General features: G+C 59.4%; 18 protein-coding genes and 1 pseudogene. 10 read left to right on the forward strand and 9 right to left on the reverse strand.

All coding sequences use genetic code 11. The annotated features are described in order from the left end of the window. From J2850_RS30805 to J2850_RS31975, 9 genes are all read left to right on the forward strand, one after another. The coding region (locus J2850_RS30805) for a hypothetical protein (RefSeq protein ID WP_209991141.1) at positions 1–409 on the forward strand (409 nt) is incomplete at its 5' end. 885 nt (positions 410–1,294) lie between these two features. Further along, positions 1,295–4,876 carry a helicase-related protein gene (locus J2850_RS30810; protein WP_209991143.1) on the forward strand — a complete coding sequence of 1,194 codons (3,582 nt, stop codon included), beginning with the start codon at positions 1,295–1,297 and terminating at the stop codon, positions 4,874–4,876. Then, a complete protein-coding gene (locus J2850_RS30815) occupies positions 4,873–6,252 on the forward strand; it encodes an AAA family ATPase (protein WP_209991144.1) in 1,380 nt (459 codons plus the stop codon). The genes J2850_RS30810 and J2850_RS30815 overlap by 4 nt, the downstream gene beginning before the upstream one ends. Further along, complete coding sequence (locus J2850_RS30820; RefSeq protein WP_209991146.1) at positions 6,249–7,019, forward strand: retron system putative HNH endonuclease; 771 nt, start codon at positions 6,249–6,251, stop codon at positions 7,017–7,019. The genes J2850_RS30815 and J2850_RS30820 overlap by 4 nt, the downstream gene beginning before the upstream one ends. Positions 7,020–7,023: 4 nt before the next feature. Continuing rightward, positions 7,024–9,906: a DUF1156 domain-containing protein gene (locus J2850_RS30825; RefSeq protein ID WP_209991149.1), complete on the forward strand. Its 2,883-nt coding sequence runs from the start codon at positions 7,024–7,026 to the stop codon at positions 9,904–9,906. Positions 9,907–9,915: 9 nt separating this feature from the next. Beyond that, the gene (locus tag J2850_RS30830) at positions 9,916–10,074 is read left to right on the forward strand and encodes a hypothetical protein (protein ID WP_209991151.1); all 159 of its coding nucleotides are present in this window, start codon (positions 9,916–9,918) and stop codon (positions 10,072–10,074) included. 5 nt (positions 10,075–10,079) lie between these two features. Continuing rightward, positions 10,080–13,424 (forward strand): Swt1 family HEPN domain-containing protein, encoded by a 3,345-nt coding sequence (locus tag J2850_RS30835; RefSeq protein WP_209991153.1) that lies wholly within the window; start codon positions 10,080–10,082, stop codon positions 13,422–13,424. A 499-nt stretch (positions 13,425–13,923) separates the two neighbouring features. Next, positions 13,924–14,049: a hypothetical protein gene (locus J2850_RS32175; RefSeq protein ID WP_281415109.1), complete on the forward strand. Its 126-nt coding sequence runs from the start codon at positions 13,924–13,926 to the stop codon at positions 14,047–14,049. 1,118 nt (positions 14,050–15,167) lie between these two features. Then, positions 15,168–15,665 carry a S16 family serine protease gene (locus tag J2850_RS31975; RefSeq protein ID WP_246513774.1) on the forward strand — a complete coding sequence of 166 codons (498 nt, stop codon included), beginning with the start codon at positions 15,168–15,170 and terminating at the stop codon, positions 15,663–15,665. Here J2850_RS31975 and J2850_RS30845 read toward each other — a convergent pair. The 3 genes from J2850_RS30845 to J2850_RS30855 all read right to left on the reverse strand — a co-directional run bounded on the left by J2850_RS30845 (position 15,579) and on the right by J2850_RS30855 (position 19,722). After that, on the reverse strand, positions 15,579–16,907 hold the full coding sequence (locus J2850_RS30845; protein WP_209991155.1) for a replication initiation protein: 1,329 nt from the start codon (positions 16,905–16,907) through the stop codon (positions 15,579–15,581). The genes J2850_RS31975 and J2850_RS30845 overlap by 87 nt on opposite strands. Before the next feature lie 966 nt (positions 16,908–17,873). Further along, the gene (locus tag J2850_RS30850; protein ID WP_209991157.1) at positions 17,874–18,200 is read right to left on the reverse strand and encodes a hypothetical protein; all 327 of its coding nucleotides are present in this window, start codon (positions 18,198–18,200) and stop codon (positions 17,874–17,876) included. Positions 18,201–18,543: 343 nt separating this feature from the next. After that, positions 18,544–19,722, reverse strand: coding sequence for a hypothetical protein (locus J2850_RS30855; protein WP_209991159.1), 1,179 nt, complete (start codon positions 19,720–19,722; stop codon positions 18,544–18,546). Between the two features lie 176 nt (positions 19,723–19,898). Here J2850_RS30855 and J2850_RS30860 point away from each other — a divergent pair, with 176 nt between their 5' ends. Continuing rightward, a complete protein-coding gene (locus tag J2850_RS30860) occupies positions 19,899–20,573 on the forward strand; it encodes a hypothetical protein (protein WP_209991161.1) in 675 nt (224 codons plus the stop codon). An 81-nt stretch (positions 20,574–20,654) separates the two neighbouring features. On the opposite strand, the gene J2850_RS30865 is transcribed toward J2850_RS30860, so the two are convergent. From J2850_RS30865 to J2850_RS30890, 6 genes and pseudogenes are all read right to left on the reverse strand, one after another. Then, complete coding sequence (locus J2850_RS30865) at positions 20,655–21,170, reverse strand: HAD domain-containing protein (RefSeq protein WP_209991163.1); 516 nt, start codon at positions 21,168–21,170, stop codon at positions 20,655–20,657. 401 nt (positions 21,171–21,571) lie between these two features. Further along, positions 21,572–22,502 (reverse strand): annotated as a pseudogene (locus J2850_RS30870) (IS1380 family transposase); the annotation flags it as partial. Positions 22,503–22,957: 455 nt separating this feature from the next. Then, a complete protein-coding gene (locus tag J2850_RS32405; protein ID WP_209991165.1) occupies positions 22,958–23,188 on the reverse strand; it encodes an HNH endonuclease in 231 nt (76 codons plus the stop codon). Next, positions 23,166–23,483, reverse strand: coding sequence for a hypothetical protein (locus J2850_RS30880; protein ID WP_209991167.1), 318 nt, complete (start codon positions 23,481–23,483; stop codon positions 23,166–23,168). Before J2850_RS30880 ends, J2850_RS32405 begins: the two co-directional genes overlap by 23 nt. After that, a complete protein-coding gene (locus J2850_RS30885; protein WP_209991169.1) occupies positions 23,458–23,697 on the reverse strand; it encodes a hypothetical protein in 240 nt (79 codons plus the stop codon). The genes J2850_RS30880 and J2850_RS30885 overlap by 26 nt, the downstream gene beginning before the upstream one ends. A 478-nt stretch (positions 23,698–24,175) precedes the next feature. After that, positions 24,176–24,388 (reverse strand): hypothetical protein, encoded by a 213-nt coding sequence (locus J2850_RS30890; RefSeq protein ID WP_209991171.1) that lies wholly within the window; start codon positions 24,386–24,388, stop codon positions 24,176–24,178. Between the last annotated feature and the right edge of the window lie 466 nt (positions 24,389–24,854).

Raw genomic sequence — 24,854 nt, forward strand, 5'->3', positions numbered from 1 at the left:
CGCGCCGAGCGCGCTGCCGCTGCGCCCGCTCTTCCTGTTCGCGTTGGACGCGTTCCCGCTGCTCCTGCTCTTCCTGTTCGCGTTGGGCGCGCTCCTGTTGCTCCCGTTCCGCCTGCTCGCGCCGAGCGCGCTGCCGCTGCGCCCGCTCTTCCTGTTCGCGTTGGACGCGTTCCCGCTGCTCCTGCTCTTCCTGTTCGCGTTGGGCGCGCTCCCGTTGCTCCCGTTCACGCTGGGAACGTTCCTGGCGCATACGTTTCTCCCGTTCGGCATTGAGCTTAGCTTCTTTAGCGATGCCTCGCCAAATAACTACCCCAATGACAACGAGGATACCAAAAATATACAAAAAATATTCGTAAATGAATCCTACGACTTTATCGATTACTCCGATGACCAGAGCACCTGCCGCTGAAGCAAGTATTATACCAAGAATTACGACAATGCATTCAAAACCGCTTAATTCTCCAAAAAAAGCGCCATGCAACGACGCAAGTGCGAAAGCCAACAATACGATCATCAATACTATGTAAGCAATGCCAGCTAAAAGTGAAAGATTTTCTATGCCGATTGATAACAGTATTGCGGCGTGCGGCATCCAGTCTACTGACATATCGGCGCTCCAGAATAATAGTTGTATTTGCATTATTACTAACGCAGTCCTAGTGAAGCGGCGCCCCCGCTGAGGTATTTCTAACCACTTCTGGCCTCAACATTTCTCGCACGATTGATGACCAAATCACACATCTGATTATCCAATGCATATTGTGTTAGAGCGTTTAACTCACCAACATTTCTTTTAAGTCTCCGAATCTTCCACCAACAATTTCGTCCGACTGGCATTAACAGCTAATGACAAGAAGAAAAATCAGCATGGCGAAAATTTTATCAATATGCTAAATTAAGTTAACCTAAAGGTTTATCTTCTTACTCCTCAATCGTTGCATATGGCGGAATTGGTGGAAGTATCGAGTGCCGTGTGGTTGTTATACCGGAACGAGCCGAGCAAACGCCCCAGCATCCATGCAGGTTCCAGCATCCCCTTGATGGTAGGGGCTTTTACAGTCTTCAGGCCACCGCACCAGTGCAAAGCGTCGGCACGACAGCGAGGCAGTCAGGCATGCCGCTAGTCCCCACTCTGGGGTCTAGTCCCTCCCATTGCTTGATCCAAACCACCCGAATCCGATAGAAAGTAGTAGGTACTTACGCGGGGTTATCGCGCGAGAGACGCAACCAAAAGCTTGCATTGCACTAGGGCGCGGTGGAGGTGACCATCGACCACGGAAGGAGTCGGACGGCCATGGCGGCGCTTGAAGACCTGACACCCAACGCTTCGGTGCGTGGCATCCTGCCCAACGGTCTGGTGACGGTGGTCAGCGTGCAGTGGCACGGATTGGCGGCGGTCGAACTAACCTACAAAACCCCGGAAGGTCGTGTCGCCAACGAACTGCTCTATCGGCACGACGAACCTCGAATCGAGGTGGTGACGGTTGGCAGGCCGTGGAGCTTTGATGGCGAGGGCGACCTCTTCCGTCTAGTGTCCGAGGCCCAGCGCATCCGTCTCGCCCATCTGTTTGATCCGGTCTTGGCGGTCCACACCTCGGTGGTCGAGCCGCTCCCCCATCAGATCACCGCAGTGTACGAGTCGATGCTGCCGCGCCAGCCCCTGCGCTTCCTCCTGGCCGACGACCCCGGCGCGGGCAAGACCATCATGGCCGGGCTGCTGATGAAGGAGTTGATCGCGCGCGGCGACTTGCAGCGTTGCCTGGTCGTCTGCCCCGGCAGCCTAGCCGAACAGTGGCAGGACGAGCTTTACCGCCGCTTCCACCTGCCGTTCGAAATCCTAACCAACGACAAACTCGAAGCGGCGCGCACCGGCAACTGGTTCCTGGAGAACAACCTAGTAATTGCCCGGCTAGACAAGCTGTCGCGCAACGAGGACGTACAGCAAAAGCTGCAAGCCCCGGACTGCCGCTGGGACCTGGTGGTGTGCGACGAGGCGCACAAGATGTCGGCCACCTTCTTCGGTGGCGAGATCAAGTACACCAAGCGTTACCGCCTCGGCCAACTGCTGTCCTCGCTCACGCGGCACTTCCTGCTGATGTCAGCCACGCCGCACAACGGCAAGGAGGAGGATTTCCAGCTTTTCATGGCCCTGCTCGACGGAGACCGGTTCGAGGGGCGGTTCCGCGACGGTGTTCACACCGCCGACGTGTCCGACCTGATGCGGCGCATGGTCAAGGAGAAGCTGCTGAAGTTCGACGGGAAGCCGCTGTTCCCGGAACGTGTTGCCTACACCGTCACCTACAAGCTGTCTGACGCCGAGGCGCGGCTCTACCAGGAGGTCACCGATTACGTCCGCGAAGAGTTCAACCGCGCCGATGCACTGGAAAATGACAAACGAGCCGGGACGGTTGGCTTCGCGCTGACCATCCTGCAACGGCGCCTCGCCTCGTCGCCGGAAGCGATCTATCAATCCCTTCGCCGTCGTCGGGAGCGGCTGGAAAGCCGCCTTCGGGAACTGGAGGTGATGCAACGTGGCGGGGAGGTCGGCAATGTGCTGTCGGTGGGCCGGATGCTCGACGCCGACGACGTGGAGGACCTGGACGATGCCCCCGACAACGAGGTCCAGGCCGCCGAGGAGGAAATCCTCGATCAGGCCACCGCCGCCCGCAGCATTGGCGAACTGAAGATTGAGATCGACACGCTCAAGCGGCTTGAAGCTCTGGCGTCCTCCATCCGCCGGTCGGGTGAGGACCGGAAGTGGCGCGAACTCGCCAGCCTGCTGACAGAAATCTTCACGCCAGTTGTCATCTCGAATGGGTTCGCCGCGGAACAGGCGCCTTACGACGCCGGTTCCCCTGAGATCGCCAAACCCACGCCGTCACCGCACCAGAAGCTGGTGATCTTCACGGAACACCGCGACACGCTGATTTACCTGGAGACTCGCATCTCTTCGCTGCTCGGACGGCGGGAGGCGGTGGTGTGCATCCATGGCGGACTTGGCCGGGAAGAGCGCAAGAAGGCCGAGGAGGCTTTCAAACACGATCCTCAAGTGCGTGTTCTGCTCGCCACTGATGCAGCGGGGGAGGGCATCAACCTCCAGCGCGCCCACCTTATGGTCAACTACGACCTACCCTGGAACCCCAACCGGTTGGAGCAGCGGTTCGGGCGCATTCACCGCATCGGCCAGACCGAGGTCTGCCACCTGTGGAACCTTGTGGCGGAGGAGACACGCGAGGGGGATGTGTACCGCAAGCTGCTGGAAAAGCTGGAACAGGCCCGCAAGTCCCTGGGCGGGCAGGTCTTTGACGTGCTCGGCAAGCTTCAATTCGATGGGATGCCCCTGCGCGACCTGTTGATCTCGGCCATCCGCTACGGCGAGCAACCGGAGGTCCGCGACCGCCTGAACCGGGTAATTGAGAACTCGGTGGAGCGTGAACACCTGCAAGACCTGCTGGAGGATCAGGTCCTCGCCCAGGACTCGATGGACGCCAGCCGGGTCTATCGCATCCGTGAGGAAATGGAACGGGCCGAAGCGCGGCGTCTCCAACCCCACTACATCGAATCCTTCTTCATCGAGGGTTTCCGGCGTCTTGGAGGCACCATCAAACAGCGTGAACCGCGACGCTACGAGGTGAAACATGTTCCAGCGCCTATCCGCAACCGCGACCGTCTGATTGGCATTGGAGAACCGATTCTGCCCCGCTATGAGCGGATTGCCTTCGAGAAGGCGTTGGTAGCACCTCAGGGACAGACCCTTGCCGCCTTTGTCTGCCCCGGCCACCCGCTGCTCGATGCGGTGATTGATCTGACCCTGGAGCGGCACCGCGACCTGCTGCGCCGGGGTACCATTCTCGTGGATGAGCGTGATCCAGGCACGAACCCGCGCGTCCTATTCACGATGGAAAGCGCCCTCCAAGACGGAGCGCTCACCCGCAGCGGCGACCGCCGCCTGATTTCCAAGCGCCTGCTCTACGTGGAAATTGATGAGGCCGGACAAGCCCGGCACATCAACTACGCCCCCTACCTCGACTTCCGCCCCCTCATGGCGGATGAGCCTGGGGTCGAAGCCATCCTCGCCCGACCGGAGTGTGCCTGGATTCACCCGGACCTGGAGCGGCAGGCGCTCGGTCACGCCATCGCCCATGTGGTGCCCGAGCATCTGACCGAGGTGCGGGAGCGCAAGCTGTCGCTGCTGGCGAAGACCGAGGCGGCGGTGAAGGACCGGCTGACCAAGGAAATCACCTATTGGGATCATCGAGCGGAGCAGTTGAAGCTCCAGGAGCGGGCCGGGAAGCCGAACGCGAACCTGAACTCGGGCGAGGCCCGCAAGCGCGCCGATGCCCTCCAGGCCCGGCTGGAAAAGCGTCTGGACGAGATTCGCCAGGAGCGCCAGATGGCGCCGCTGCCGCCGGTGGCGCTAGGCGGCCTGCTCGTCGTCCCAGCCGGGCTGATCGCGGCGATGACCGGCAAGTCCGCGCCTATGGCGGCAGCGATGGTGGACACCATGGCTGTGGCGGCGATGGCACGCGCCATCGTCATGGAGATCGAACGAGGTCTCGGCTTCGACCCTACCGACCGGGAATTCGACCGCCTGGGCTATGACATCGAAAGCCGGGTGCCGGGCACCGGCAGGCTGCGCTTCATCGAGGTGAAGGGGCGCGTCACCGGCGCCGACACCATCACGGTGACCCGCAACGAAATCCTAACCGCGCTGAACAAGCCCGACGACTTCATCCTGGCGGTGATCGAGTTCGACGGCCCAGGCCACCGTGTCCACTACATCCGCCAGCCGTTCAGCCGTGAGCCGGATTTCGGCGTCACCAGTGTGAACTACAGCTTTGCCGAATTGATTGCGAAAGCGGGTAAGCCATCATGAAACTATCCAGGATCGAGATCACCAACTTTCGCTGTTTCGAGAGCCTGACGGTATCGCTTCAGCCCGATGTGAATGTCCTGGTCGGCGTGAACGCCGCAGGCAAGACCACCATCTTGGATGCTATCGCGATCGCGCTTTATGACGTCGTGGCGGCGAATGGCGGTGGCGGCAAACGGCAGCGGCAGGCTCAGCAGACGGCCCTTCGCCCGTCCGACATCCACATTGCGCCTGGAGCATCGGATCAGATGTCCGGGCGGAAGGACCATGTTCTTTTCCGAGCCTGGGCGACCGACTTTTACCCGGTTACCGGCTTCATGACGGCAGAACGGTTGGAGGGCCATCCTGCTCTCGTGTGGCAGGACTTCATCCGGTATGCGCCACCAAATGATTTCAATTATTCATCGGGTGGTTCGGACGATCTCAACAGCTACTTCAAATCACTTTGGGATGCGGCACGAAGGGAGGAAAAGGCGCTGATTGCCTTCCCTGTTGTTGCCTATTACAGAGCAACCCGCCGGATATCTGAAATGCCGCCCCTTGGCGATATCTTCAAACTCAGGCTGGAGCGGCAGCTGGCGTTCAAGGACGCTATGGACGCTGGCTCAAGCTATCAGTCCATGTGCCAGTGGTTCTATTTGCGTGAAAACCAGGAGTTGCGTGAAAAACTGAAAACTCAAGAGATCCAGAATTTCCAATACCCTGATCTCAAGGCTATTCGCCAAGCGATCTCTAAGACATTGGAGAATGTGAAAAGGATATTTTTTAATGAAAACCCTCCGAGTTTAATGGTGGAATTTGAAAATGGCTGTGGTGCCCCACGGTCCATGGCTTTGACACAGCTCAGCGATGGGTACCGGAACCTTTTGGGAATCGTCCTCGATTTCTCAAGACGGCTCGCTCTGGCTCATCCGAACTGGGACAATCCGCTGGAGGCGCCCGGCATTCTGCTGATCGATGAGATCGATCTGCACCTGCATCCGAAATGGCAGCAGCGGATCATTCCAAACCTACAGGATGTCTTCCCCAACACGCAGATCATTGTGACGACCCACAGCCCACAGGTATTGACCACGGTACATCGTCGCAACATTACAATCATCAAAGATCAACAGCTCCACATGCCTAATGGCAGCACCTACGGCGCCGAGAGCCAGCAAATCATGCGCCAAGTCATGGGAGCGGATGGACGCCCGCCGGACAACCCGAACGCGGAGGCGATCTACGAACTTTTTGCCTTGATCAATCGGGGAGAGTTGGAAGCTGCGGGCGCAAAATGTCAGGAACTGATGTCTCAGATCGGACCGGATGATCCGACTCTTATCGAAGCCGAAACCACGATCAAGAACCGACTTTGGGAAAAGGAGCTGGGCCTGTGAAGCATTGCCGGAAATCAACCCCGGAGCCACCCAAGCTGACCGAGTTCCGTGCGGCCAATCCGCAGGCTAAGTGGGACGAGCTTCGCGATCATGCTTGCTATGGTGACATTCGCGACGCGACGCGGCGCGATCAGGGTGGTCTGTGCGCCTATTGCGAGCTTTCACTGACCGACGACAACGAGCAGATTGCTCACTTCCATCCCAAAAGCGACCATGCAGGAACTGTCAACTGGGCTCTGAAGTGGGAGAACCTCTGGCTCGCCTGCAAAGGCGGAACACAGACACATCATAACGATCCGGCCTTTTACCGCCCCCCACTGCCCGACAACAGGAGTTGCGACGAAAACAAAACAAAGGACATCGTCGATGGGCATGTTCTTTCTCCGGAAGAAGTGCCGTTGTTTCCACGCATCTTCCGATTTGAGCAAAACCCGAACGAAATCAGAATTGTTCCTGATGAAAATGGATGCGAAGAGGCGGGGATACCGATCGAGAAGGTTCAGAGAACTATTGACGTTTTCAATCTGAACTGCCAGCGGTTGGCAGAGGCGCGACTGTCCGTCTATCGCCCGATTGAGTCGACGCTCAAGAAGCTGCGGGAATCCTCGTTCTCAATGGAACAGAAGGTTGAAAAACAGCGGCAGTTCGCGGCTCGTCATTTGTCCATAGACGCAGGGCATCGCTGGCCGCGCTTCTTCACCCTTCTCCGGTGGCAGTTTGGTATGGTCGCTGAAACGCATCTGAATTCCCTTCCGTATCAAGGTTAGTGTCATGCCGGTCAGAACCCGCAAGAAGCTCATCGAAGTCGCCCTACCGCTGGAGGCCATCAACCAGGAGAGCGCGCGGGAAAAGTCGATCCGGCATGGGCATCCCAGCACGCTGCATCTGTGGTGGGCGCGGCGGCCTTTGGCGGCAGCGCGGGCGGTAATCTTCGCGCAGATGGTGGATGACCCGTCGTCGTGGCCTGACCTGTTCCCCACGCCCAATGCGCAGCAAAAGGAACGCGAACGCCTTTTCGAGATCATCAAGGCAATGGTGAAGTGGGAGAACACCACCAATGAGGCGGTGCTGGAACAGGCCCGCGCCGAGATCTGGCAAAGCTGGCGACGGGCCTGCGCCGAGAACGCCGACCATCCGCGCGCCAAGGAATTGTTCGACCGTCATGTGCTGCCCGGCTTCCACGACCCCTTCGCGGGCGGTGGCGCGCTGCCGCTGGAGGCGCAGCGGCTGGGGCTGAAGGCGCACGCCACCGATCTCAACCCGGTGTCGGTGCTGATCAACAAGGCGATGATCGAAATCCCGCCCAAATTCGCCGGGCAGCCGCCGGTCAATCCGCAATCACGAAAGGAGTTGGCGCGCGGCGGCATATGGAACGGCAAAGGGGCGCAAGGGCTGGCCGAGGACGTGCGCTATTACGGCCAATGGATGCGGAACGAGGCGGAAAAGCGCATCGGCCACCTGTATCCCAAAATCGAGATCACTGAATCCATGGCCGCCGAACGGCCCGACTTAAGGCCGCTGCTTGGCCGCCAGTTGACCGTTATCGCCTGGCTTTGGGCGCGCACGGTGAAAAGCCCGAACCCCGCCTTCCGTGACGTGGATGTGCCGCTGGCTTCCACCTTCATGCTATCCACCAAGACGGGCAAGGATGCCTTCGTCGAGCCGATGATCGAGAGTGGCGGCTATCGCTTCGCTGTCAAAGTCGGTAAGCCGAGGGACGCCGAGGCGACGAAAAACGGCACCAAGTTGGGACGGGGGGCCAATTTTCAGTGTGTTATGTCGGGTTCGCCGATCACGCCCGACTACATCAAGGGAGAAGGCCAGTCCGGGCGGATGGGGGCGCGGCTGATGGCGATTGTTGCCGAAGGAGACCGTGGCCGCATCTATCTATCGCCCACCGTTGAAATGGAGAACTTGGCGACCAAAGCAGTACCCAATTGGAAGCCGGAAACCAGTTTGCCGAATGACCCGCGCAACTTCTGGACCGTTCAGTATGGCCTGACTACCTACGGCGACCTGTTCACGCCCCGCCAACTGGTGGCGCTGACGACGTTTTCGGATTTGGTACAGGAGGCACGGGAGCGGATTAAATCCGACGCCCTGGCCGTCAGACACCTCGACGACGGCAAACCATTGGCCGACGGCGGTACCGGAGCCACCGCCTATGCCGACGCTGTATCGGTGTATTTGGGGATGTCCATCAGCAAAATGTCTGATGCCCAATCCTCGTTGTGCCGGTGGAAAACGACAATGGACCAGTCAATCGCCACCTTTGGTCGTCAATCGCTACCAATGGTTTGGGATTACTCGGAGGCAAATGCGTTCGGCGGTATGGCGGGCGACCCACTCGTGTCTCTGAAAAACATGATGCGAGTACTGGATGGAACGATGGCGACCGTTCCCGCGATAGTCTTTCAAAATGATGCGCAGACGCAAGCCTGCTCAAAGGACGCCATCGTCTCCACCGATCCGCCCTACTACGACAATATCGGCTACGCTGACCTGTCTGACTTCTTCTATGTCTGGCTGCGTCGTACTCTGCGTCCGGTCTTCCCCAGCCTATTCTCCACCCTGGCGGTGCCCAAGGCCGAGGAGCTTGTAGCGACCCCCTATCGCCATGGCGGCAAGGAAGCGGCAGAAGAATTCTTCCTGACTGGCATGACGGCGGCCATGCACCGGCTGGCCGAACAAGCCCATCCCGCCTTCCCGACCACTATCTATTACGCCTTTAAGCAGTCGGAAACCGCCAGCGATGTGGGCACCAGCAGCACCGGATGGGAAACCTTCCTGGATGCCGTCATCCGCGCCGGATTTGCCATCAGCGGCACTTGGCCCATGCGTACTGAACTTGCGAACAAGGTTATTGGCATCAAAGCCAATATGTTGTCATCAAGCATCGTCCTGGTTTGCCGAAAACGCCCCGAAAGCGCCCGAACAGTGACACTCCGGGAGTTTTTGACCGTGCTGAAGGAAGATTTGCCCAAAGCACTTGCTCACCTTCAGCGCGGCAACATTGCCCCTGTTGACTTGGCGCAATCAGCCATTGGCCCGGGAATGGCAGTCTATACACAATATAGCAAGGTGGTGGACGCCGCAGGAAAGCCAGTTTCTGTGCGCGAAGCCCTCACCTTGATCAATGAGGTGCTTGACGTTGCCCTAGCCGAACAGGAAGGCGATTTCGATGCTGACACCCGATGGGCGTTAACTTGGTTTGATCAGGTCGGTTTCAACGATGGCCCCTATGGGGAGGCCGAGGTTCTCTCGAAGGCTAAGGTTACAAGCGTCTCTGGTCTAGCCGAGGCGGGTATCGTTTCAGTGAAGCCCGGTAAGGTACGCCTGCTCCGCCCCGTCGACCTGCCCGCAGACTGGAACCCCACTACCGATCCCCGCCTGACCGTATGGGAGACGGTCCACCACCTGATCCGCGTCTTGGAGGCGGACGGAGAAACGGCGGCGGCTAGACTGGTGGCAGCCCTGGGCAGCAAGGCCGAGGTGGGGCGCGAACTGGCCTACCGCCTTTACACGATGTGCGAGCGCAAGAAGCGGGCGGCGGAGGCCATGTCCTACAACGGCTTAGTGCAAAGCTGGCCGGAAATCCTGCGCCTGTCCCGCGAAGTGCAACCCGAGCCGCCCGGCCAAGGCGAACTGCTGTAAGGAGGAGCTATGCCCAACCGCCTCTTCCCCGACGATCCCGCCCTGGCCTCAGTCTGCCACCACCGCATCCGGCAACTGGCCTCGTTCGGCTCGACGCTCAAGGTCATCAATTACCTTAGCAGCGATGTGGACCTTCCCCTGCTGCTCTCCCTTCTGCCCACGGACTGACCATCATGGCGATGACCAACCAGGACCGCCTTGCCAAGGCGCTCGACCTCCTCAAGGCTGGATTGGGGCCGTTCGTCGAACGCGAGATCGAGGCCGCGTTGAAGCGCAATATCCAGGTTCCGGCGGTGCGCGCCTTCGCCGACGACCCGCTCGCCCGCAACAGGCCGATCACCCAATGGGACGCCGCACTGTTGCTGAAGCTGATGTGGGAAGCCTGGAATGAGGTGTTCCGCAACACCCTCGGCCCCGCCGAGCGGGGGCTGGTGGGTGAAATCCGCGGCCATCGCAACAAATGGGCGCACCAAGAGCCGTTCTCTGGCGACGATACCGACCGAGCGCTCGACTCCATCTCCCGTCTGCTGACTGCTGTTTCCGCCTCCCAGGCGGACGAAGTGAGCAGGATGAAGATGGAGCTGCGCCGCCTGATCTTCGAGGAGCAGGCCCGATCCGAGCGGCGCAAGGGCGCGGGAACCGCCGTTGAAAGCCAAGTCACCGGCAGCCTGACCCCGTGGCGCGAGGTGGTGGCCCCCCACCGTGACGTGGCCAGTGGTCGCTATCAGCAGGCGGAATTCGCCGCCGATCTGTGGCAGGTGCACCTGGGTGAGGGCTCGGACGAATACCGCAACCCGGCTGAGTTCTTCCGCCGCACCTATCTGACCGAAAGCCTGAAGACTTTGCTGAAGGGGGCGGCACTGCGGCTGTCCGGGCAGGGCGGCGACCCGGTGGTGCAGTTACAAACCAATTTTGGCGGCGGCAAGACCCATTCCATGCTGGCGCTTTATCATCTGGTCTCCGGCACCCCGCCAAGCGACTTGCTGGGCGTCGATGCCCTCCTGGCTGAGGCCGAAATCACCAAACTGCCAGAAAAGATCGCACCGGTGGTGCTGGTGGGAAACAAGATTTCCCCCGGCAATCCCAGCGTGAAACCCGACGGCACCGTGGTGCGGACGCTGTGGGGTGAACTGGCTTGGCAGCTTGGCGGGGCCAAGGCTTACGCCCGGGTACAAGCCGATGATGAACGTGCTACCAGCCCCGGCGACGTGTTGCGCGAGTTGATGAACGAGTTCGGCCCCAGCCTGATCCTGATCGACGAATGGGTGGCCTATGCCCGGCAGCTTCACGACGATCCCGATTTGCCGGGCGGCAGCTTCGAGACCCATTTTACCTTCGCCCAGGCCCTGACCGAAGCCGCCAAGCTCGCTAAGCACTGCCTGCTGGTGATCAGCCTTCCAGCTTCGGACATGGCTACCTCGCCCCATGCCGTCGGCGACGACGAGGAAGTGGGTGGCGAACGGGGCCGCGCCGCATTGGCCCGTCTGCGTAACGTCATCGGCCGTGTGGAATCCTCGTGGGCACCGGCCAGCACCGAGGAAGGCTTCGAGATCGTCCGCCGCCGCCTGTTCGAGCCGCTGCTCGAGAGGTCCCAATTCGTGTCCCGCGATACGGTGGCGCGGAAGTTCCACGATTTGTATCAAGGGCAGCATCAGGAGTTCCCACCGGAATGCCGGGATTCCGACTACGAGAACCGCCTTCGAGCCGCCTATCCCATCCATCCCGAGGTGTTCGACCGCCTCTACACCGACTGGTCCACCCAACCCAAGTTCCAGCGCACGCGCGGCGTGCTGCGCCTGATGGCGGCGGTGATCCATAGCCTGTGGGAGAAGGGCGATCGCAATCCCATGATCATGCCGGGCAACCTGCCCATTGACGATCCCCGCGTCCGAGACGAACTGACCCGCTACCTATCCGACACCTGGAAGCCGATCATCGAGAAGGACGTGGACGGCCCAAGCGCCCTGCCTCTGCGCATCGACGGCGACGTGCCCAACCTGGGCAAGTTCGCTGCCACACGTCGGGTGGCGCGTACCCTCTATCTGGGATCGGCCCCCACTTCCACGGCGGCCAACCGCGGCATTGAGGACCGCCGCATTAAGCTGGGCTGCGTCATGCCCGGCGAAGCGCCATCGCTGTTCGGCGACGCGCTGCGGCGGCTCGCCACGGCGGCCACCTACCTCTACCAAGACGGCGTGCGCTACTGGTATTCGACACAGCCCACAGTCACCAAAATGGCTGAGGACCGGGCCGAGCAGTTGAAGCGCAACCCCGACAAAGTGGTGACCGAGATCGAGAGGCGGTTGCGGACCGACCTGAAATCCATGGGCGACTTCTGCCGTGTCCACCCCCTACCGCAATCCGGCGCCGACGTTCCCGACGACGTGGACGCCCGGCTGGTGGTTCTGTCCACCGATTTCCCCTACAGCAAGGGTGCGGCCAATAAGGCCGAGGCGGCGGCCAAGGCCATTCTGGAATCACGCGGTAATTCGCCGCGGCTGTTCCGCAACACCCTCGCCTTCCTGGCCGTCGATCAGACCCGCTTGCAGGATCTGGATGAGGCGATGCGCCGCTATGTGGCCTGGGCCTCCATCCTGGACGAGAAGGTGGAACTGAACCTGGACCCCCATCAGGTGCGCCAAGCCGAGACCCAGATGAAATCGGCGGACAGCACGGTGGCGGCGCGGATGCCGGAAGCCTATCAGTGGCTGTTGGTGCCGGTGCAGACCTCACCCCAGGCCGCCGTGGAATGGCAGGCGCTGCGCCTGTCCGGCCAGGACGCGCTGGCCGTGCGGGCATCCAAGAAGCTGCGCAACGAGGAGCTTCTGGTGCCGTCGCTGGCAGGAACCCGGCTGCGCATGGAACTGGACCGCATTCCCCTGTGGCGCGGCGATCATGTCAGCATCCGGCAACTGGCCGAGGATTTTGCCCGCTATGTTTATCTGCCGCGCTTGAAGGATTCGTCGGTGCTGACCGCCGCCGTCCAGGACGGCCTGGGGCTGCTGTTGTGGAGCCAAGATTCCTTCGCCTATGCCGACAGCTATGACGAGACGGCGAAGCGGTACCGCGGGCTGCGCTGCGGCAAGCAGCTTACCCTGTCTCCCGACAACCTAAACGGCCTTCTGGTCAAGGCCGAGGTGGCACAGGCCCAGCAGGCAGCGGAAGCCGCAGCAATTCCTCAGGCAGGCACAACCGGCGGCACTCCGGGAGAGTCGTCAGGCAGCGGCGCGCTAATCGGAGCGGCTGGGGACGGGAGTACATCCGGCCCTGTCACCTCGCGTCCGCTCCGCCGCTTTCACGGCACCGTCTCGCTCAACGCCATGCGGGCGGGCCGGGATGCCGGTGAAATCGCCAACGAGATTATTGCCCACCTGGTTGGCGTTGTCGGTAGTGAGGTGACCGTAACCTTGGAGATCGAAGCCCACCTGCCCGACGGCGCATCCGACCACTTGGTGCGGACAGTAACGGAGAATTGCCGGACATTGAAGTTTACCAGCCAAGGATTTGAGGAAGAGTAGACCTGGATAGCCCTCGCCGTCTTAGATACCGGTGGCGAGATGTTCGAACAGTGGCAGCGTGCGATGATCGAGCTGTAACACTGCAAGGCTGACCGAGGGCGGGCGAGGGGCTTCTCCATTGTCCGCGTTCTGGTCGGGCGCACCTTCGCCCAGCGAGACTTCGGCGCGATCACGGCGGAACTTCGTTGGGACGGTGGCAAGGGTAGAAAATCGGAGCGTCTCAGTGCCTTCGAATCGGGAGGGCGGATGGGACCCCCAGTTTGTCCGCATTCCTAATAATATTATAGAGGGATGTTGGAACCATGGGGGACCACCCTCCTTCCTGTCCACACTCCTTACCGCCGAAGTCGACCACCTCACGCGACTTGGACGACAGGCGCTGCCAGGCGCGACCATGGCCGGATGTCGAGGGGGCTAACGGCGCGCAGACCATCTGGACGAGCTTGCGCTTAGCCTCGGTGTCGGACTCGATGTAGCCGCTGGTGGTTTGAACGGAGCGGTGCCCGACAAGCTCCATCCTTCGCGCAGCGAACCGCCGACCATCGACGCCTTGAGCGCGGCGTGGGTGATGAAGGTGCGCCTGCCCGAGTGGGGCGCGCAGCCGGTGAACCCAAGCGTCCTGTAGAGGTCGAAGAAGAAACGCACCACCGAGGCCAGGGTGAGGGCACGTCCGCGCTCGGAATGGATGATCGGGTCCTCAGGGAAAGGTGTTCGCTGGTCTCAGCGTCGTAAGTATCGGCCTTGTCGGTGATCGACCGAAGAGACTCATGATGCCTAGCGCCTCTCAATCACGCGTAGCCTCGCGGCATCTGCGTACGTGTGAACCGCTACAAGATCAAGGATATGCAACGGATAAGATCTTTCGCGTTTTGAAGCGCGAAAGTGTACTTTCGAAACGACGCTAACAAGATCCCCGTTATCGAAACGGTTCGCACAAATTCCGCGTGCGCCGAGAATGATTAGACCATCCAAGTACGCACAAAATTCCGGCACTCCGCCTAGTGAGACTGTGGTCACCAGCAGATCATGCTCCGTCCTATCCAAAGCAAGAACATCATCGTTCCGGTTCATTGGGAAAGCTACTCCCAACACACAATGTGGTAGCCGTACATCGTCGAACGTTGCATCTGTTAGCGTCTGCCGACTCTTGCTTCCGCGACCTCTGATCGCCATTTTGCATAGTCTATCCACATGATAGACTTCCTCATCATTCAAAAACACTATGCCGTCCTTTCATTGCCAAACGCTGTCTGTTGTCATTTATAGATGGGACGCGGCGTGTACTTCTATGTAGCCCCCTTGTTCGAGGGGGTTGCTTCTTTGGTCCAGGCCAACTCACATCTTACTACTTAGATACGCACCGGATCATCTTTATCAAGCAGAATACCGTACTCATCGAGAATATTATTTATTTCTTCTCAAAGAAAAATTTCAATTCCACTGAACACGTTATAGTCATCGCCCATGGGCACCTAGGTGGCGGCAAGATAATTCCCGAAGGACGGCTTAAGCCGGGCATCTTGCACGCCGTAATCACGGGAACCAGCGGTCACCTGGACCTCCACCGTCTGCAAACTCAGCTTACCGCTGGGAACGGCAAGCTGATCACTTCCGGTCTGGAATCGAACTCGGCAGCGACAGAGGCGGTGCGTGTAGCCATCGACTTCCTGAAGGCAAACGTGCAGCGGGCGAGCCGTTCGGCCAAGGCCGGGGCATTACGATTACCACCTCCATGTGGTGGAGATGCACACTACGGGCACGCCAAGGGCCATCACGCTCGCCAGCTTCATCGCCTTCGCGTCAGGCATCCTCCAGAAGCTGCTGCAAAGTCAGATCGTGGTGCTCGGCGACATAAGCCTGGGCGGCAGCGTCATTCCGATAGAGAGCCTGGCCGAGTGCCTACAGGTCGCTTTCGACGCTGGGGCCATGCGCATCCTGATTCCCATGTCGAGCGCCGCCGACATCGCCACCATTCCGGCGGAACTCTTCACGAACTTCCGGACGTCATTTTTAGCGATCCCGTGGACGCGGTGTTCAAGGCGCTTGGCGTGGACTGATCCAGGTGAGACAGACGGACCTAACGGACCCGCCGAGCACCTTAGGTCAGGCACTCATTATCTGGCCCATCACCGAAGACCCGTCTGCATCGCACGGTTAAGCTGCCAAGCGCTCATCGTCATTGATGCTTTGGACCAAGACCCAAGGATTGGCCTTCACATACAAGCGCAGCCCACCCAGTGACCGCCCAAAAAGGTGCAATTGAGTGTCCTCAGGGAACAGGACCATTGGACCAGAAAAGCTTGAATGAGGATGCACCGCAGAAGCAAATTCGGAACCACTAGAGTCTGCAACGAGCACCCCGCCTGTTCCAGGCTGTGTCACTTTTGCTGTTACCGCGACCATGTTCGTTATATCATGACATGGCAACCCCTGTCGGTCTTCCGAGGTCAATCCAACACGAAGCACCTCGCTCCAATACTTCTTGGTTGTCCGCAGCCCGATACCACTGCGTTCCGCCACCAGAGCTTGAGTACACCGTCCTTGCTCCTCATAGATTGACCGGTACGTGGAGATGAGGCGGTCTTGGGTTCGCCCTCGGCGCATCTGACATACGTGCGCTTGGCCGAGCCGTTGTCGCTCCACAAGTGGAAGTGTCGAATCTAGGTTCATGACGCCACGGTATCGTCCGTCCCACCTCTCCCAGACGTACTTTCCCACACTTCGCACAACAGACCGCACTTCGCTGAAGGGGAGCGCAGTAGGGAATCCATTGTTCACATCAAGCGCCTCATCCAGAAGAGCCGCTTCAAGAGCGCTCCTCGTGTCGAAGGTATGGCGGTTTCGCCGCGCCCACTCCCCCAGAGCTTCGAAGAGCCTAGTATTTCGACCATTGCCTTCGGTTGGCCGGGCCGCGTAGGTAAGGTCGAGATTTTCAGAGAACTCCCACAGATCATAGGGCTTCTCCCGAAACGAAAACACCTCGTGGCGAGGATGGAAAGGATTCTTAACCATGAAACCTGTAAAGCTACGATCAGCGCCGATTCTGTGCAAATTGTTGGCGAGACCGGACTGCGCCGCCTTCATGAAACGTACCGGCTTCGGCTGAGGTTTGTTGGGGTCCTCCCATACTGGTCTTGCCAATTCGTACATCCAATGAGCTTTGCCTGTCTGGGAATTCATAACCACCAAATTCGGCGGTAATACGAAGTCCATCGCCTCCAGGATCGTGAGGTTGGGCACGCCTTCAGAGCACGGGTAGGGCCGATCAATGTCCACACACAGATAGTGAATCCAGCGTGGCCCATTTGGCTGTATCCGCTCAAATTTTATCGCCTCCCGCTTCGGGCGCTTGTAAGGGGAAGCGTCTCCTTTGTTATCGCACCATGGCATTGCGAATAGTTTTTTATTGAACCGCTCCACAACCGGCCTGATTTCTGGGCACCGGGTTCTAAAAGGCGGGCAGGCACCATCTTTTTTACGCATGAACAACACTCGTCAGATCCAAGGGGAACCATCTCCCTACTAGCAGCGCAAAGCCTGGTGCCGCTCCTCCTTTGAGGATACGAAACACTCACAGGCCACATCCCACTTCAGCGTGAAGCACATCACGATTCCAGAGGTTACACCTTAGGTATGCACAAGCACTATGAACCAGTAGAACATTTTTACCTTGAAATGATGCGAATTATCCCTATGAGCAAGAACCATAGTCGCGTACATATTCTTCGTGACGAAGAAGACCTCCTCTCTTTCGAAATATATTCTTAACTTTTTTTTCATCGATGCGGCCTGTTATTGTCCGAATGCCAATCTGTGGTATGTTCTGCATCATGCGAGTAGAGGTATCATAGAACGTCAATAGTCCTGTTCCCTGAGGACACTCAACTGCACCTGCGGAATGCCTCCTGCATCCAGATGCGAACGTTCCCTATAGCAGGAGGATGGCCTTGAAGCAGGCCCTCGGCTACCACCTGCACTATTTGGCAACCGTTGTGGTCGGACAACGGTGTCGCAGTGAACACGCTGGTTTCATGAGCTTGCCGCGACCTGCCGAGGAAGTGGACGCGCTTATGCGCATCATAGCGGCCCAGCACCACTTCGTTCAGCGCCGGACTAGCAGGAGCGGATCTCAGCTATCAGGATGTGCTCGTCTCAGCGGGGATGCCAGTCCAGTGCGTCGCGTAGGACATCTATGGCGGTGATGGCGCTGGCGACCCCAGTCTTGTGCTGGGTGAGCGTGATGCGCTGGCCGTCGTACTGATCCAGCGCATGGCAAGGCAACGCTGCCCCGCGCTAGGCCGTGTAGAGGTCGAGCAGGAGGGCGAGTGTAATGGCCTTATCGGCGTGAGCGGGGGACGGCGGCCACTCACAGCACTAGCAGCATCGTCATGTTCGTGAAGTTCCGCGCCGCCCGCGTCACGGCGTTCCTCCTGCGGATGAGCTTTCGCGTCATTCCTGTACCGCGGCCCAGCTCGCAGTGGCTATCTTTACAATTTTCTCTTTATGCGAGCAGACCAGGGATCTCACCCAAGGCGGATCGACAATCACCTCAGCCAAATTGAGATATTTGCAACGGTTGATTTCAAGGTGGCACTGCCCTCGCAGGGTCACCGAGTAGGTGCGCAGGTAACGGCGACCGCAGCCGTGCCATGCCCAACGCATGAAAGCGCGCGGCTTAGGCCTAAACTGCCACACCAGCTTGCCTCGATGCGGCAGCAGTACGTGGTGGCGCGTCCGGGTGAAAGGCTGGGTGTTGACGTTCTCGCGGTCGATCATGGCTGGCTCCTTCATCGTAGTCAGCATTGCGGCACGATGTTCACCCTCCTCACTGAGGTGGCCGCCAACCTTCCCCCGCGTGCTAATGGCAGAAAGGTATGACGCCGGGGTGTACATCGTCGGCGTTCGTCAGAGTCCCGGCGTAGCTGTCCGTATCGACCTCCCCGCGACAGATAGACGTTCCAACAGGTCCGTAGACGGAATACACACGGCAGCGCCTGGCTACCCGTCAACAACGCTCGGATCATGGATAGAGCAGAAGGACGGATCATACTCGCGCTGCTCACCGTGGCAGTCGTCTTCATCGCCGCCAACCATCTCAGCGCGTTCCGAAAACCGTCCCTTAGCTTATTCCTTCCGACGAAGCCCGCGCTCGCGGACGCAAGAGACGGCCCACAGTGTTTCGGAAGATCCACCTAGCAAGCTTTCCGAGCCGTAGAACTGCGATCAGCGCTGTCAATGCCCCGAACAGGAACGACAGAGCGCCAAGAACAGCGGCGATCACTGCGCCGATCATTGCTGCCGAAATCTTTGTGGCGTGAGCCACGGTCGCCAGCACCTTTTTCCCCGTGAGCCGCAACGCCCCACTCACAGGCTTCCCAAGCACCTTGGCAGCGCGTTCGGCGTTCTGGAGATCATTCACATCATCGACATGGCTCAGAACCCTGAGTGCCTTGGCGGGGGTGGTCACCTTGCTGATTTCGCCCACGGACGTGAGCACCTTCTGCACCTCGTTGGTGTTGACGGCGGCGGCATGGCGGCGAGCCGCTGAAGCGAGTTCATCAACCCGGTACCAAGATATGTCGCGAACGGCTTCGCGAAAGCCAGGCATATTGACTGCCTTGGACACGAGGCGTCCAAATTCCGCCTGGAACTTGACGGTCAGCCTGCCCATCTTCCGGGCCAGTTTCGCCAGGGAGATGCCCACCTTGGCGGGCAGAGCGCCGCCCGCCGTGACGACGGTGCCAGCGGTCATCGCGACGCCCGCGAGGGACAGCCCGAGCGTCAACTTGTCCACGGCCTCGCCCTTGATCATCCGTGATGCCTGGCCTGCGAGATCGCGGACGTCGCCCACCATAGTGAGGTCGGACGCCAGGGCGGCGGCGATCCCAACTGGGTCCTCGCTCTCGCCGGTCACGAAGCCCTTTGCCGCGCGTTTCGTCGTCCTCGCCGCTGCGCGCCAACCGGAGGTCTCTTCTGCCCAGCGCGCACGAAGGGCTGGGTCGATGGGCACACCGATCAGATCAGCGACCTCGATGTACTCCTCTGCCTGTTCGGGTGCATCCTGATCCAGGGCAGAGGCGATCTCCTTCTCCAACCGCTCGCGTGGTGCCGCTTCCCGGATCATTGCGATCAGATCGGCCCGGATGTCATCGTCGGTTGGTTGCCGGGTCGTGACGTTCAGGTACATGATGAAGCCCGCCGCGATGACAGTGGCGAGAAGCCCTATCACCATCAGCTTCCGCCCAGAACGGGTGTGGCGATTACCCCCTTGGCTTTGAGTCGCCACCTTCGTTAACATATTTCGCGCTCCCTGGCTGGAATGAGGCGCACCCACCCGTTCCCATTGAATGCCAGCGCGGGTGTCTTTCGTAATGCACGCCAAAGGAGCAATCTAAGCGCATCGGCAGCCCTCTTTCGATTTCCGGGCAACCGTCGTCGTGTGCCGACTGTTCACACAGGGCGAAGGAGATCACGATGAAGGGCAAAGGACCGGTGCTGACCCCTGGGCTGCGAATCACGCGGTATGCCGTTGGACAGTTGATTCTCGCTGAGATGAACCGCCAGGGACTGAGCCGTGCCGATTTCGCCCGGCGTCTCGGCTACACCAACATCACAAAGGGCCTGCGGCGGGTCGATCTCCTCCTTGATACGGGCGAAGAGCAGATGCTGATCCCCAAGCTCGCCAGCGGGCTCGGAATTGACCAAGCGGTTGTTGACCAAGCTGTTGCGGCGACGCAGGAGGAGCTTGCCCTTGCACGTGCGCGAGCGGCCCGACAACGCGAGGAGCGGGATCGCGCTACCTTCCATCAGTACGTACTGGTCGAGACGGATCGCCGGATTCCGGACCCGATCTTCGTCGCGGTCATGGCGTATGACGCCTTGAAGCGCATCGATCTTCCCGACGAGGTGGCACAATCCACCCTGAACGAGCGCATCGCATGGGCCAGCCGGTCGGTGAGCGCGCACCACCAGAGATGCCACGGCCACGTCACGGCATTCGGCGCGGTCACCGGCTACGCCCTGCGTCACACCTACGATCGGACCATCCTCTTCGATATCAACGGATGTGTGACCAATCACTTTGCTTCGCGCCCGGAGGAACCATGCGGTTGGATGACAAAAATGGGGAGCCGAACGCCCCGGAGGTAACCGGGGCTGAGGCCGCTCAGCAGCGCTGCGTGGACGACCATGGCGACAGCGGGTATCCGCTGTCTGTCCCATCGGCTTTGTTCACGACAGCACGGACGGTGTTCCTATACAACCATGCACAAGAACGGCCTTGACGCGCATCAGCGGTCTCTGGTCCCGATCGTTGATGCGGATCAAGTGATCCTCGACATTCAAGGCGGACAGTGCGGCGATGTCTGCCGCGCCCGGAGCATCGTCAATCCAGAACCACCCCGCCGAATGATCCAGGTCGATAGCTTCAATTTTTGAGGTTGACCAAGCCACCGCCGCGATCAGCCTGAACACGCCTGCCCATTCCTCAGGCAGCGTGGAGACGCCCAGGGCATGGCGAAACGCGCGGCGTGCTCCGTCTGCGTCTCCAGCATGCGTGCGCGTGGACAACCACCGGCAGTCAAAATGCTCCACTGCCCAAGTGAGGAACCGGTGCGCGTCTGGATCAACTTCGTAAGCGTCTCGAAGACCGGCAATGCCGGTCCGGCGACGGAGGAGGGTACCATCAATGTCGAGGTAGAGTAGCGGGCGCAGCAATCCCGAGGTGGGATGATTCTTCATACCCATTCATCATCTTCCGCGTCAGTGTCGTTGACTAAGCAAGAATGCGTTCACGCCTACTCGGTTGGCGCAACGCGCCCCCGTCCATCGGTACGGGCAGGTTCGTTCCGCCGTGATCCAGAACTGTTCATTCCATCATGGAAAACACTGTGGCCGCACGAATGGCAAAGTCGAATGCCTAGACTAAGCCGCGATAGACGGCATCCGCCGTCTGTGCGGTATCGAGAGCCGCGATGGCGGTGTCGAGCCCGTCTGGCGTAAGGTGGGGCGAGGCTTTATTCACCCGCACCGACCTCATGTAACGTTCTCAATCGTCGCTCCGAGGCGTCGTCTACAATGTCAACCGCCTTGTTCTCCTTGGTACTCCCGCCTGAGGCTTTCGACAGAGCAGGACACTCTAAGCAGCAGCCTGTATTGCACCACGCGACAACGCGGCGGACTCCGCTCCAGGTGCTGACACCGTCGTAGTTCTTCTTGAAGCGGCGCACCTTGTCGGGGTGCGGGGTGTGGCCTGGAGGCGAGCGGCGGTACTAGCCTCCTACGCGGTCACATGACGACGTAGCGTACGGCTGGTTGGCAGACCGAGCGCATAGTCGATGCCTCCGGCACGACACCAGTCCAGCACGTCGGGACAAGTTTAATGGCCGTCGGCACGCAGCAGGATTTGGGTGTGGGGCCAGCTCGCCTGAAGGGCGCGGAGCAGGTGGTATAGGAAGGCCCGGAACTCGGTCTCCTTTGGCCGCCTGGGCGCACGCAGCTCGGCGGTGACGAAGCGGCCGTTGCCGTTAATGACACCTATGGGCTGGAAGTCATACTCGTCCTAATTGGCGTTGAACAGGTGCAACTGGTGGCCGTCATGCATCGCATCGGAGGTGTCGTCCGCATCCGGTACGATGCGCTTGGGCACCCGGTGGAACGAGGCGCAGTAGAGATCGACCATGGCCTGGCCCATGCGCAGCAGAGTAAGGAGGTCCGGCAGGTTCTCCAGCCGCGAGATGGTGGCTTGCGAGCACAGGTCGCGCTCGGACGACAGGCGCTCCAGAGCCATCTTGAACAGCGGGTCGTGGCGCAGGCTGTCGGCGTCGTTGGCGTCCTCGTAGCCCGTCGCGATCGCCAGCAGGCGGAAGCCGATGATGGCCGCCAGCGAGTGCACGGGGTGCGCGTTGGATCGCGCGGGTCCTCAACAGCGGCCAGCCTATCGGCAATCCCCAGCCGCTTCTCCAACTCCCGCAGCACCAGCCCGCCATCGGAGGACAGCCGCCCGCCATCAAAACGCCTGATCACCAGCTTTCCAGCCAGGGGTGAAAGACCGGGCAGCGGCAAAGTATGATCAACCATCGCGGGGGGGGGCGCTCCGGAAACAACAGGAGTTGGCGTCAGCACCCAAATCCTAAGGCCGCTCAACGGATGCCGCTACACCCGCCAACCCTCATGAATTTTCCCGGCTAGAACTTTGGCGGCATTTTATAAGGATTGCCCATCTGCACTGTGGTTTCATAAACCTCATCCCCCTTGCTGTCATAGAGGGTGATTTCTGAGGGATTATCCCAATCAGACCACGTATGCTCGTAGACAGTGGCAGACGCCACATTTTCCCATCCATCGTACCCTAGGCTGTCTCTTGCAAACTCTTGAGCATCTTCCCCTTCCGCCTTTATGATTGTAAGCCCTTGCTTCGAGTTCCTTCTCACTGACATTTTTCCCTCCTGTTGTGTCCCGCCGTAGTCAAGGAAGTTGCCCCCAGAACTGCACGGCCCAGGCGTGGCCTCAGTGCCGCCATGATGGCCATTTTGTCAAAACCGTCCCAGATCTACGTTAATTCTTCCAGCGTGGTAGTCTCTATGGCATTCCGGACACAGAGTTACAATGTTGTTTGTTGACGCACTACCACCCTCTGAGTGATAAATCAGATGATGGCCGTGGTTGCTCTTGTCCACCTTCTGACATAATAAGCACATGCTGGCATCAAGTTCCTTTCCCTTCTTCTGTGCATTTATGTGTTCACCTGATCTTTTTTGACTCATGCTCAGCTCCTTGTATCAAGCCCGGCAGTTCCTTCTGCGGCCCCTTGACGAAAGTGCCGCGCCCCTCCGGGGCAATTTCCCCTTTAGCCTCTATCGCGTTGCGCAGAAGTTTGTCCGCCTCTGGCGGTGTAAGGTTGTCGTACTTGATCCAGAGAGCGTAGTCCCGATCCTCAGGGGAGGCATAGTCTTCATCGGCGGTCAGCGCTTCTGGACAAGTTCTAGAGTTATGTCCACTTACTCCGCATTTAGCACAAGCCATTTTCTCACCCTCAAAAAGAGCCAGCCTCGATGCCATTGGTGACGTTCTGAATACTAATCTTGTTCCCCCTAGAGGATTTCCTGGTGATAACAACCGTCCGCTCATCAACCCTTGGTACGCCCTGATCATCAAAATAGATGGTGATGATTTCTACATCCCCGTTAGTCTTTTTTACAGCAATTCGGCTGTCGGAGTAGCCGATCACCTCATCATTTTCCTCAAGTATTTCAAGAATCAACTTTTTGCTCATACTGTCCCCCTTGCTTTTCTGATTGCCCCATCAAGCAAGATCGAGCAGAACCCTACGTCGCCTGTCAAGGCAGGGTCGCATGGACCTCCTAGCCTCGGAAGCCCCTTTACGGAGTAGCTCTTGATATCGGGGCGGCGTATGAGGGCATGGGCATTAACTTGAAGGCGCGTAGCCGAACCCAATGCGCGCAGCAGAAGCCTTCCTGATCACCAGCCCCTCCTTTTTGGTGAGCGGGAGATTGCGGAAGACGCAGATCGTTGATGGTCTCAAACTCGGCAGGCAGGAGAGGGATTGGCACTATCACCGGCTCTGACTAGGAAATCCCGCTTCAACAGCGCCACGCCCTCGGAACTAAGAATTCCATCAGAATGATTGAACAGCAGATATTACATATGTTACCTGCCGTGCTGTTTTGCCGCTGCACTCAGAGCGCGTTCTGAAAAACCGTCCCTGGTCGCCTTTGCACGCCGGACCCCTTCTATTTGTAGCGGTTGGTTTCGGGGAGGAGGCGCACATGGCGTAGCGTCACCCGGTAGAATTGCAGATATCGGCGACCACAGCCCTGCCAAATCCACGGCCAGAACACTCGTGGCTTGGGCCTCGACTGCCACATCAACCTCCGTCGATGCGGCAGCAGCACGGAGCGGCGCGTGCGGGAGAAGGGCTGGGCATTCACTTCCTCGTGGTCCATTCCGGCTGGCTCCTTCATCGTGGTCAGCACCACCATATGCCAAATGGTATTCCGAGCAGGCACGTAACCGGGTTCCCGCCGCCGCCGTCGAGCGATCCATTTCTCCACCAATATGGGGCGGAGCGGTTCAAACTCGCGGCGTGCCTCGTATTATTCGTGCTCGGCAAGCCTGTGGAGAGCCGCCTCAAGCTCCTCCTTGACATCGATAAGTGGTAGCTGCGCGGTGCGGCGGACGGCGTTCCGCTGCCAAAGGTCTTCGAGAATGGCTCCACGTGCGGGGGGGCGACCATATAGGTTCTGTTTGTGGTTGCGCGGATCAATCAAGATGTACCGGAACGGACTTACATCAAACGGAGCACTGTCCAAGAGTATCAGCGTCGGCCCACCCTCGTATGACCAGTCGTACCGCCCCATGGAGGGGGGCGCTGGCCTGTACAGAAATCCCCACCATCCGAGGCTGGTTGGA

The organism is Azospirillum picis (assembly GCF_017876115.1).
Classification (GTDB): domain Bacteria; phylum Pseudomonadota; class Alphaproteobacteria; order Azospirillales; family Azospirillaceae; genus Azospirillum; species Azospirillum picis.